Origin of the sequence: Thioalkalivibrio sp. (genome assembly GCF_007692535.1) — a bacterium.
GTDB lineage: Bacteria > Pseudomonadota > Gammaproteobacteria > Ectothiorhodospirales > Ectothiorhodospiraceae > Thioalkalivibrio.
Window position 1 is genome coordinate 1 of record NZ_REBW01000152.1, and the last position, 11568, is coordinate 11568.

Annotated in this window: 9 protein-coding genes and 1 tRNA gene; 4 read left to right on the plus strand and 6 right to left on the minus strand. The window is 65.7% G+C overall.

Translation table 11 applies throughout. The features are described 5' to 3' along the window. Positions 1–149: 149 nt before the first annotated feature. Positions 150–653 carry a DciA family protein gene (locus EA346_RS08575; RefSeq protein WP_296757571.1) on the minus strand — a complete coding sequence of 168 codons (504 nt, stop codon included), beginning with the start codon at positions 651–653 and terminating at the stop codon, positions 150–152. A gap of 137 nt (positions 654–790) precedes the next feature. Here EA346_RS08575 and secA point away from each other — a divergent pair, with 137 nt between their 5' ends. The 3 genes from secA to EA346_RS08590 are packed head-to-tail and all read left to right on the plus strand — an operon-like array spanning position 791 to position 5738. Then, complete coding sequence (secA, locus tag EA346_RS08580; protein ID WP_296757574.1) at positions 791–3574, plus strand: preprotein translocase subunit SecA; 2784 nt, start codon at positions 791–793, stop codon at positions 3572–3574. Between the two features lie 9 nt (positions 3575–3583). Further along, positions 3584–4795, plus strand: coding sequence for a bifunctional glutamate N-acetyltransferase/amino-acid acetyltransferase ArgJ (gene argJ, locus EA346_RS08585; RefSeq protein ID WP_296757577.1), 1212 nt, complete (start codon positions 3584–3586; stop codon positions 4793–4795). A gap of 7 nt (positions 4796–4802) precedes the next feature. Beyond that, a complete protein-coding gene (locus tag EA346_RS08590) occupies positions 4803–5738 on the plus strand; it encodes a Nudix family hydrolase (RefSeq protein ID WP_296757579.1) in 936 nt (311 codons plus the stop codon). Between the two features lie 20 nt (positions 5739–5758). On the opposite strand, the gene zapD is transcribed toward EA346_RS08590, so the two are convergent. From zapD to pilB, 5 genes are all read right to left on the minus strand, one after another. Continuing rightward, positions 5759–6532, minus strand: coding sequence for a cell division protein ZapD (zapD, locus tag EA346_RS08595; protein WP_296757580.1), 774 nt, complete (start codon positions 6530–6532; stop codon positions 5759–5761). Between the two features lie 147 nt (positions 6533–6679). After that, complete coding sequence (gene coaE, locus EA346_RS08600) at positions 6680–7285, minus strand: dephospho-CoA kinase (RefSeq protein ID WP_296757583.1); 606 nt, start codon at positions 7283–7285, stop codon at positions 6680–6682. A 42-nt stretch (positions 7286–7327) separates the two neighbouring features. Beyond that, positions 7328–8182 carry an A24 family peptidase gene (locus EA346_RS08605; RefSeq protein WP_296757584.1) on the minus strand — a complete coding sequence of 285 codons (855 nt, stop codon included), beginning with the start codon at positions 8180–8182 and terminating at the stop codon, positions 7328–7330. A gap of 49 nt (positions 8183–8231) precedes the next feature. Beyond that, entirely contained in the window at positions 8232–9440 is a 1209-nt protein-coding gene (locus EA346_RS08610) for a type II secretion system F family protein (RefSeq protein ID WP_296757586.1), read from the minus strand. Between the two features lie 8 nt (positions 9441–9448). After that, the gene (pilB, locus tag EA346_RS08615; RefSeq protein ID WP_296757587.1) at positions 9449–11164 is read right to left on the minus strand and encodes a type IV-A pilus assembly ATPase PilB; all 1716 of its coding nucleotides are present in this window, start codon (positions 11162–11164) and stop codon (positions 9449–9451) included. Between the two features lie 218 nt (positions 11165–11382). Between pilB and EA346_RS08620 the strand changes: the two genes are divergently transcribed. Continuing rightward, a tRNA-Tyr gene (locus EA346_RS08620) sits at positions 11383–11467 on the plus strand. The last annotated feature ends 101 nt before the right edge of the window (positions 11468–11568 follow it).

Genomic DNA, 11568 nt, shown 5'->3' on the forward strand with positions numbered 1-11568 from the left:
CCAGACCCTGACCGGTTAACGTCAAAGTCACGGTGCAGTTCCGTAGGTCGGGTTAGCGTAGCGTAACCCGACGTGCCGGGGCCGACGCTGTTTTGCGGCCATCGGTGGGTGCGAGACCTGTCGGGTTACGCCCTATGGGCTGACCCGACCTACCGTTTGCGGCTTTTCATCGTCAGCGGCGGTGCAGGGCCATGAAAGTCAGCCCCGGCCTGTGCCAATCGGCGCAGTGCATTGGCCAGGCGCAAATCGTCGATGCCGGCGGCCGCCATTTCCAGTGACTTTCTCGCGGCGGCCGGTATGCTGCGCGGTACCGGTATCGATGCGCGCGCCATCGGGTCCGGTCGTTCGCGTGACAGCATCGTCCGTACCTTCTGGATTTCCGCCTGTCCGCTGGCGCTCAGGATCTTGCGGATCTCGCGCTCCAGAAAACGCAGTTCCATTGCGCTGCCGCGGTCGCGGCAGGCGATGATGAGCGTATCCCCCATCGTCGCCAGGTCGATGCGACCCTGTTCGAGGTACTGGCCGAGCACGCCCTCTAGATCCCGCTTGAGATCGGCATCGCCCTTTGAGCGCTGGCGCCAGGCCGGATCGATGTAACGGGCGAGCAGCCGGGGTGCGGAGCGTCGACCTGCTTCACTGCTGTCGCTGGGCATGTGTGGTACCGATTCCTGTTCCCGACCGCGAGTATACGCTGCTGGGTTGCTCCTGGGTCCGCGCGGCCTCACCGGGAACTTCGCACCCGGATGGTTTATCCTATCCGGCTTTCATCTTATTCATTTCGTGGGTTCTCATGGTCACCAGTTTCGTACGCAAGTTGTTCGGCAGCCGCAACGACCGCGCCATCAAGCGGTACATGAAGGTCGTGCGCATGGTCAACGCGCTGACCGACGAAACCGAGCGCCTGTCCGAATCGGAACTGGCGGCCAAGACGAGCGAGTTTCGGACGCGGTTGCAGGACGGCGCATCCCTGGAGAGCCTCCTGCCCGAGGCCTTCGCCGTCTGCCGGGCCATGAGTCAGCCGGCGCTGGGGATGCGACACTTCGACATGCAGTTGATCGGCGGGATGGTACTCAACGACGGCCGCATTGCCGAGATGCGCACCGGTGAGGGCAAGACCCTGGTCGCGACCCTGACCGGCTACCTGAATGCCCTGTCAGGTGACGGTGTGCACGTCATCACCGTCAACGATTACCTGGCTCGCCGCGACGCCGTCTGGATGGGCCGGCTCTATCATGCGCTCGGGCTTTCGGTCGGCGTGATCAACAGCTCCGGCGGCCTGGGTGTCGACGCATCCTCGTTCCTCTACGACCCCGATTACCATCCGGAAGGCGAGGGCTACCCGCGGCTCAGGCCCGCGACGCGCCGCGAGGCCTACGCCGCAGACATCACCTACGGGACCAACAACGAATTCGGTTTCGACTACCTGCGCGACAACATGGCCTTCCGTGCCGAGGACCGCGTACAGAGGGGGCTCAACTACGCGATCGTCGACGAGGTGGACTCCATCCTGATCGACGAGGCCCGCACGCCACTGATCATCTCGGGGCCGAGCGGCGACAGCTCGGAGATGTACATGCGCATGAACACCGTCGTGCCGCAGCTGAAGCCGCAGGAGGACGAGGAGTCCGAGGGCGACTACTACGTCGACGAGAAGGCCAAGCAGGTCTTCCTCAGTGAGGAAGGCCAGGAACGGGTCGAGCAGTTGTTGCACGAGCACGGGATGCTGGAGCAGTCGCAGACGCTGTACGACGCGGCCAGCATCCCCATCCTGCACCATCTGAACGCGGCCCTTCGTGCCCACGCGTTGTTCAAGCGCGACGTGGCCTATCTCGTGCGCGACGGCAAGATCTACATCATCGACGAGTTCACTGGGCGCACGATGCCGGGCCGCCGTTGGTCCGAGGGGCTGCACCAGGCCATCGAGGCCAAGGAGGGCGTGCCGATCCAGCAGGAGAACCAGACGCTCGCGTCGATCACCTTCCAGAACTATTTTCGGCTCTACGACAAGCTTTCGGGGATGACCGGCACCGCCGATACCGAGGCCTACGAGTTCCAGACCATCTACGCCCTTGAGGTCGTGGTGATTCCGGGCAACAAGCCGTTGAACCGGAACGACATGCAGGACCTGGTCTACCTGACGCAGGACGAGAAATACGAAGCCATCATCAAGGAGATCCGCTGGTGCGTCGAGCACGGGCAGCCGGTGCTGGTGGGCACCGCCTCGGTGGAGGCCTCCGAGCGCCTGGCCGGAGCCCTGAAGAAGACCGCGATACCGTTTGAGGTCCTGAACGCAAAGCAGCACGAGCGGGAGGCGCACATCATCGCCCAGGCCGGCCGCCCAGGCGCGGTGACCATTGCCACCAACATGGCGGGCCGCGGCACCGACATTGTGCTCGGGGGCGGGCTCGAGGCGGAACTCGAAGGCATGGGCGGGAATCCGGACCCGGCCAAGGTCGAACAGGTGAAGGCGGAGTGGCAGAAGCGCCACGAGGCTGTGGTCGCGGCGGGAGGTCTGCACATCATCGGCTCGGAGCGCCACGAGTCTCGCCGCATCGACAATCAGTTGCGCGGGCGTTCAGGGCGCCAGGGCGACCCGGGGTCGAGCCGTTTCTTCCTGTCGCTGGAAGACAACCTGATGCGCATCTTTGCTTCCGAGCGGGTGCGCGGCCTGATGCAGCGCCTGGGCATGGAGGAGGGCGAGGCAATCGAAAACGCCTGGGTCAGCCGCGCGATCGAAAACGCGCAGCGCAAGGTCGAGGCGCACAACTTCGACATCCGCAAGCAGTTGCTGGAGTACGACGACGTCGCCAATGATCAGCGCGGGGTCATCTACGAGCAGCGCGCGGAGTTGCTGACCGCCGACGATATCTCGGACACCATCGATGCGCTGCTGCGCGACGTGATCAACGCCACGATCAGCCAGTACGTGCCGCCGGCGAGCGTCGAGGACGAGTGGGACATCCCCGGTCTCACCAAGGCTCTGGTCTCGGAATTCGCCCTGGAGCTGCCGATCCAGGAATGGCTGGACAGCGAGCAGGATCTGCACGAGGAGCCCCTGCGCGAACGCATCGTCGACAAGGCACGCGCCATCATCGAGGAGAAGCGGGCGGCGCTGGGTGATGACCTGATGAAACGCCTGCAGCGCGACGTGATGCTCCAGGTCCTGGACAGCCAATGGAAGGAACACCTGGCATCGATGGATTACCTGCGCCAGGGCATTGGCCTGCGGGGCTATGCCCAGCGCAATCCGAAGCAGGAGTACAAGCGCGAGGCCTTCGCGATGTTCGAGGCCCTGTTGGAGCGCATCAAGCACGACGTGATCAAGATGCTGCTCCGCCTGCAGCTGCGCTCGGAGAGCGCTGCGGAGGAATTCGGGCGCCGCTTCGCACGCGCCCCGGAGGGCATCCAGTTCAAGCACGAGGATCCGAACAGTCCGCTGCGCGCGCCTGCGAAAGAGGACGATGGCGACGCCGCACAGCCGTACCGCCGCGAGGGGCCGAAGCTGGGCCGCAACGATCCCTGCTGGTGCGGGTCGGGCAAGAAATACAAGCACTGCCATGGCCGCCTGAGCTGAGGGGTCCCGATGGCCGTAGCCCTGGAGGCGCCGACGCAGTTACCACCGGTTCCCGGTATCCGGCTGGCCACCTGCGCCGCCGGGATCCGCTATCGGGACCGTGACGACCTGCTGCTGATCGATGCGGGGTCCGATGCAGCGATTGCCGCGCTGTTTACCCGTAACGCCTTCTGTGCCGCACCGGTGCAGGTGGCCCGCGAACACCTGGAGACGGACGCGCCGCGCTGGCTCCTGATCAACGCCGGTAATGCCAATGCCGGAACCGGCAGTGCCGGCCTGGCAGCGGCCCGGGCCACCTGCGTGGCCGCAGGGCGCGCGCTGGGCGTGCCGGCGCAGGCGGTGCTGCCGTTCTCCACCGGCATCATCGGCGAACCTCTGCCGGTGGAGCGCATTGAGGCGGCCCTGCCGGACCTGGTCTCGGGCCTGGCTCCCGATGGCTGGATGGCCGGCGGGCGGGCGATCATGACCACCGACACGGTCCTCAAGGGCGGCAGCCGCAGGGTTCGGCTTGCAGCGGGCGAGATCACGCTGACCGGGATCGCGAAGGGGTCCGGAATGATCCACCCGGACATGGCGACCATGCTCGCCTTCATCGGGACCGATGCGCGCATCGACGCCGCCGGACTGCGCGAGCTGCTCATCGGGGCGGCAGAGCAGAGCTTCAACGCCATTACCGTCGATGGGGATACCTCCACCAACGACGCGCTGGTCTGCGTCGCCAGTGGTGCCAGCGGTGTCACGATCGGCCCCGGCGCCGACCGGGAGCGGTTCGCCGAAGCCCTGAACGCGCTCTGCCTGGAGCTGGCCGAGGCCATCGTGCGGGACGGTGAGGGTGCCACGAAGTTCGTGCGTGTGACGGTGGGTTCGGCGCGTGATCGGGACGAGGCACGACGCGTGGCCGAGGCGGTGGCGCTGTCGCCCCTGGTCAAGACCGCGCTGTTCGCTTCGGATCCGAACTGGGGGCGGATCCTGGCAGCCGTCGGGCGGTCCGGCGTCGAGGATTTTCGGATCGACCGGGTCAGGATCGCCGTGAATGGCGTGCAGATCGTTTCCGAGGGTGGTCGCGCCCCGGGCTATACTGAGGAGGCCGGACAGCAGGCCTTCGGCGAGGCCGAGCTCGACATCTTGATCGAGCTCGCGCGCGGTGATGCCAGCTACCGCAAATACACCTGTGACTTCTCCTACGACTACGTCCGGATCAACGCCGACTACCGCTCCTGAGCCACGGGTGCGGGTCGCCATTGGCCTGTTGCGGGACGCTGCCGGCCGCGTGCTGATCAGCCGCCGAGCCGATGACGCCCACCTCCCCGGACTCTGGGAGTTCCCGGGTGGAAAGTGCGCGGAGGGCGAGGCGCCGCGGTCCGCACTGGAACGGGAGTTGCGGGAAGAACTGGGCGTCGAGGTCCTCGAGGCCGCCCCGATCCTGGCGATTACCCACGACTATGGTGACCGATCCGTGGACCTGGCGGTCTTCCGGGTGGACGCCTGGCGGGGCGAGGCCCGACCCCGGGAGCGGCAACCGATGCGCTGGGCGGAGCCCGCGGAGCTGGGTGGGTTGGCATTCCCCGAGGCCAGCCGGGCCATCGTCAACGCCGCGCGCCTGCCGGCGCTGTACCTGATCTCCCCGGATCCAGCGTCCGCAGCGGGGATCGATCGTGCCGTACAGCGTGTCGAGCGGCGTCTCGGCCGCGGGGATATCCGCCTCCTCCAGGCCCGAGCGCCGGGCCTGGAGCGCGATGCCTTTCTCGACTACGCGCGCCGGCTGATGGCTGCGGCGGCCCGTCACGGGGTGGAGACCCTCGTCAACGCCCCGTACGCCTGGCTGGACGCACTGCCGCCCACGGGCTGGCACCTGACCGAGCGGCGACTGCGGGCGCTGTCCGCGCGACCGCAGTGCAGCGGCTGGTTGGGCGCGTCGGTGCATGACCGCGAGGGCCTGCAACGGGCGATGGCGTTGCCGGTGGACTTCGTCGTCGCCGGGCCGGTCGAGCCCACGCAAACCCACCCGGACGCGTCGCCGATCGGGGTCGCGGGCTTTGCGGCGCTGTGTGCCGGGGCTTCGTGTCCGGTATACGCACTGGGTGGTCTGACCGCGAAGGATCTCCCCCGGCTCCGGGCGGTGGGCGCCCAGGGAATCGCCGGCATCCGTGGCCTGCTCGACTGATTTCCGGTGGCGACCCGGCCTCAGATCGCGCAGCAGCTCAGCTGGAACGTGACGTCGCGGGAGACGATGCGGGGGCGGTCGTGAAATTCGCCGGGGTCGAGGAAGCGAACGGTGAAGCGCTGTCGTCCCGCGCTGATCTCCGGATAGCACTGCTGCTCGCTCCCGATGCTGACGCGAAGCATCTGCCATGCGTAATTGGTATCCAGGCCCTGCTCGTAATAGCCATCGTGGGCCAGCACCTTGCGTGGGCTCCCGGCCGCGCGCATGAACGTCAGTACCTGGGTGATGGCCTCGGCCACCGTTTCCAGCGGCTGGAACCAGTCGAGCAGCAGTTCCTCGCGTGTGCCCACGGGCTGTGACAGCCAGTAGTGATAGATGGGGAGATCGAAATCACAGGCGCCGCCTGGCAGCGCGGTGCGCTGGCGCACGCTGGTGAAGAATTCGTTGCCCTTGACCCGGTGGTCCAGGGCGCCGACCTGATTCTCCAGACGCGCCAGCAGACGGCGCTGTCCCTGCATCGTCAGGGTCAGGCGTTCCTGATCGACGCCAGGCTGGGAGGCGAGCCGGTTCAGGTTTGCGATCTGGCGCTCGATCTCACCCATCAGTTCGCGCTTTACGTCGACCCTTCCGGCCAGGGCATAGATGTCGACCAGGACCGTCAGTGCGTGGTGATGGTCAAAGTCGCGCGCCGAGTGGCTGGTGCTGCGGAACCGTTCCACCAACGCCTCGAGGCGAAGCAGCAGGCGCACTCGCTCGTGCAGCGGTTGTTCAAAGGTCAGCGTCGACTGGCTCAAGGCATGACATCCTGAAAGTGGATGTCCAGTATCGGGCATGTGCGCCGTGTATTTCCACCCGCGTCCCCGGTGATGCTCCGAGCCGTTCCGGGCAGGAGGGGGGCGCGATGAAGCGGCGTCGAGCCGTCGCCGCCCGCGGGCGCCACCTCAGGCAGCGAGGCGGCGATACAGGTGGTCCAATGCCAGCACCCGATCCGTGAGTGAGGCGGTGCCGGACCCGGCGCTGTTGTCGATCACGTCGTCGGCCGCCTGGAGCCGGCGGTTTCTGGAAGCCTGGGCCCTGACCATCGTCCAGGCGGTTTCCTCGTCGATTCCGTCCCGCGCCATCACACGCTCCACCTGCACGGGTTCCGGGCAGTCGATGACGAGTACCCGGTCGACGCGGTCGCGCCAGCCCACCTCGACGAGGAGCGGGATGACGAGCAATACGTAGGCTGTGTCGGTTGGGAGACCCGCGATCCGTTCTTCCATCGCCTGGCCGATGGCAGGGTGGGTGATGGCCTCCAGACGGGCGCGCAGCGCCGGGTCGCGGAAGACCCGTGCACGCAGCGCGGCGCGATCGAGGCTGCCGTCGTCCCGGCGCAGATCCTCTCCGAAGACCCGGAAAATCTCCGCGAGCAGGGGTTGCCCGGGATCGAGGACGGCGCGCGCGAGATGGTCGGTGTCGATGACTGGAGCACCCCGTTGCGCAAAGATCGTCGCGACGCGGCTCTTGCCGCTGCCGATGCCTCCGGTAAGCCCCACCCGCAACATGGCTAGCCTGCGTTCGTCACGACAGTTGGGGGCAGGCAGCGTTCACGGCAGATAGACCGCCAGCAACTGGTCACCCCAGATCAGGCCCAGCCAGCCGGCCGCCGCCAGGTAGGGTCCGAAGGGGATCGGGATGTTGCGGTCGCGCCCGCGCAGCAGGATCAGGGCGATGCCGACGATTGCACCGACCAGTGACGCCAGGAGCAGGACCACCGGCAGGGCCTGCCAGCCAAGCCAGGCACCAATGGCCGCGAGCAGCTTGAAGTCGCCGTAGCCCATGCCCTCCTTGCCGGTGAGCAGGCGGAAGCCGTGATAGACCAGCCACAGGCTGAGGTAGCCCGCCATCGCGCCGATGACTGCGGATTCCAGGTCGGTGAAGAGACCGAAATAGTTGGCGGCCAGGCCCAGCCAGATCAGCGGTAGCGTGAGCTGGTCCGGGAGCAGTGTGGTGCGGGCATCGATCCCCGACGCCGCGATCAGGACGCCGGTGAAGAGCAGCGCCGCGAGGCCCGCGGCGGTGGGTCCGAAGTGCCAGATGGTGACCGTGAAGAGCGCCGCCGTGAGCAGCTCCACCAGCGGGTACTGCCAAGAGATGCGTGCTGCACACCCGGGGCAGCGCCCGCGCAGCAACAGGAAACTGAGGATCGGGATATTCTCCCATGCCCTGATCTCGCGGCTGCACTCGGGGCAACGTGAACGCGGCCACCACAGGTCGAAACGCTGCGGTTCCCCGGTCGGGTCGGGCTGCTCCAGTACAGCGCGCGCCTCCTGCTCCCACTCCCGCTGCATCATCAGCGGCAGGCGGTGGATCACGACGTTGAGGAAGCTGCCGATCATCAGCCCGAACACCGCCGCCAGGGGCAGTGCCCAGGCGTTCACGACCTCCAGCCAGGGGCTCATGATCCCGTGACCGGCATTGGTCTCCGGGTTCGCCGGGCTGGGCCCGTCACTAGATGACCTGGCCGAGCATGAAGATCGGCAGGTACATCGCGATCACCAGACCACCGATCAGGACCCCGAGGATCACCATGATCAGTGGCTCGAGCAGACTCGAGAGGCTGTCCACCGCGTTATCGACCTCTTCCTCGTAGAAGTCGGCGACCTTCGCCAGCATCGCGTCCAGGGAGCCCGACTCCTCCCCGATCGCGACCATCTGGACCACCATGTTGGGGAAGATGCCTACGTTGCGCATCGACCACTGCAGCTGTGCGCCCGCAGCGGTTTCCTCCCGCATGCGCTCGGTGGCCTCCCCGTAGAGGGCGTTGCCGGTCGCGCCCGCGACCGAGCGCAGCGCATCGACCAGTGGCACGCCGGCGGCGAACATCGTCGAGAGGGTGCGCGCGAAGCGGGCGATGGCGGCCTTGCGCAGGATCGGGCCGATGGCCGGGATTTTCAGGATCATGATGTCCAGGGTCCGCCGGAAGCGGGGCGATCGGCGGTGGGCCTGGGTAAACAGGAAGATGATCAGCAGGATCACCCCGAGAATCGCCCACCAAGAGCTCTGGACGAAGTTGGACAGGTTCACGACCATGCGGGTAAACGCCGGGAGGTCGGCGCCAAAGCCCACGAACAGCGACTCGAACTGTGGAACCACGAAGATCAGCAGGATCGCGGTCACCACGATGGCCACGACGACGACCGCGGCGGGGTAGAACATGGCCTTCTTGATCTTGCCCTTCAGACTCTCGGTCTTCTCCTTGTAGGTGGCGATCTTGTCGAGCAGCGTCTCCAGCGTTCCTGATTGTTCGCCGGCCTCGACGAGATTGACGACGAGCTCGTCGAAATGTCTCGGGTGTTTGGCCAGTGCGGCGGCGAAGGTCTCGCCTCCCTCGACGTCGGCCTTCAGGGTCATGATCAGCGCGGCCATGGCAGGATTCTCATGCCCGCGGCCGACGATGTCGAAGGCCTGCACCAGGGGTACACCCGAGCTCAGCATGGTCGTCATCTGGCGCAGGAAGTACGCGATGTCGACGGGCTTGATTTTCTTCTTCGTGGAGAACAGCGACTTCGGCTTCTTGCGTATCTTCAGTACGTTGACGCCGTTGCGGCGCAGTTCAGCCCGGGCAGCGATCTCGCTGTCGGCACTGGTCTCGCCCTTGACCCTTGCTCCGCGCTTGTTCAGGCCTTCCCATAAAAAGATCGTAGTCGTATCTGCCATGGCGTCCGCTAGTCCGTGGTCACACGGTTGATTTCTTCAAGGCTGGTAAAACCCGCCTTGGCCTTCAGAAGCCCGGCGCGCCGGAGGTCGTTGATTCCCTCGCGCTCCGCCTGCTCTGCCAGTTCCATACTGTTGCAGCCCTGCAGGATCAGTTTTTGCATGGCCTCGGAGATCGGCATCACCTGATAGATGCCGACACGCCCCTTGTAGCCGCCGGTGCACTGGTCGCAGCCCACGGGCTTGTAAAGCGTCATCCCAGAAGCTATATCGTCCGCAGTGAAGCCTTCCTTTAGCAGAATTTCCTCCGGCAGCTGTTCCGGTGCCTTGCAGGCGGGGCAAAGGCGCCGCGCCAGCCGCTGGGCGATGATCAGCAGGATGGACGACGCGATGTTGTAGACCGGGACCCCCATGTTCGCGAGCCGGGTCAGCGTCTGCGGGGCATCGTTGGTATGCAGTGTCGACAAGACCAGGTGTCCCGTCTGTGCCGCCTTGATTGCGATTTCGGCGGTTTCCAGGTCACGGATCTCCCCCACCATGATCACGTCCGGGTCCTGGCGGAGGAAGGCGCGCAGGGCATTGGCGAAGGTCAGGCCGATCTTGGGATGCACATTGACCTGGTTGATGCCGGGCATGTTGATTTCCGCCGGATCCTCGGCCGTGGAGATGTTGCGGTCGTTCGTGTTCAGTTTGCCGAGGCCCGTGTAGAGCGTCACCGTCTTACCGGAGCCGGTGGGTCCGGTGACCAGGATCATGCCGTAGGGTCGGTTCAGGGCATCCAGGTACAGCTTCTTCTGTTCCTCCTCGAACCCCAGGACATCGACGCTCAGGTTGCTCGCGTCCGAGTCGAGTATGCGCATCACGATCTTTTCGCCGTACAGCGTGGGCAGGCTGTTTACGCGGAAGTCGATCGCCCTCGTGCGCGACAGCTTCAGCTTGATGCGGCCGTCCTGGGGAACGCGGCGCTCGGCGATGTCCATCTGCGACATCACCTTGACCCGCGCGAGGATGCGGGAGGACATGGTGATCGGTGGATGACCTACGTCGTAGAGCATCCCGTCGATGCGAAAGCGCACGCGGAAATCCCGCTCGTAGGGCTCGAGGTGGATGTCTGATGCCTTGCGGCGGACGGCATCGAGCATCAGCTTGTTGACGAAACGCACCACCGGCGCATCGTCGACGCCCTCGTTGCCGGTTTCCTCGCGGTCGTCGGTGGCATCGGTGGCGACGTCCAGTTCACCGAAGCCTTCCTCGTCGAGGTCGTCCATCATGGCCATCGCGGCGTTGATGGAGTCCTCGATCAGGCGGTCGAGCTTGTTGTGCTCCACCAGCACCGTCTCGATGGTCAGGCCGGTGGCGAACTTGAACTCGTCGGAGGCGGACAGGTTCGTGGGATCGGAGATTGCGACGAACAGGCGGTTACCGCGTTGCAGCAGCGGCAGGGCGTGGTGCTTGCGGATCAGGGTCTCGTTGAGGTGTTCCTTGGGCAGCAGCTCGCGGTCGAAGGCGGCGAGATCAAAGATGGGAAGGCCGAACTCCTCGCCGGCCGCCTCGGCCAGGCGTGCCTCGGAGATCTTGGTGCGCGTGGCCAGCAGGGCCACCAGCGGTGTCTGCTGTTGGCGCGCCTCCTCGGACAGGGCCGCAATCAATCCCGACTCTGCCAGACCGGCATCCACGAGGCGGCGCGCAAGTCCGGGCAGACGAGCAGAAGCGGTAGCGTTCGACATGGAGTTCAGAGTGCTTCCCTCAGTTACTTGCGTCAACACTTTAAGGACTAAGCGCGGAAAAAAGAAGGGTTGTGCACGGGTCTGCGGCTCCGGACGCATCCCGGCTTCCGGCTGCTGCGCAGACTGGGGAGCGGACCGGTGCGCGCCCCGGCCTTCCCGGGCGCTACCGGGGGTTGACGCGAGGGGTACGCATCAAGCAAGATACGCGGCTTGATCGAGGAGGGGTTCCCGAGCGGTCAAAGGGGGCAGACTGTAAATCTGCTGGCTCAGCCTTCGGAGGTTCGAATCCTCCCCCCTCCACCAATGATTTTTTGCCACGGGCCGGACGGGCGGTGGCATCGGTCAGCATCGGTTCTGCGGGTGTAGTTCAATGGTAGAACCTCAGCCTTCCAAGCTGATGATGT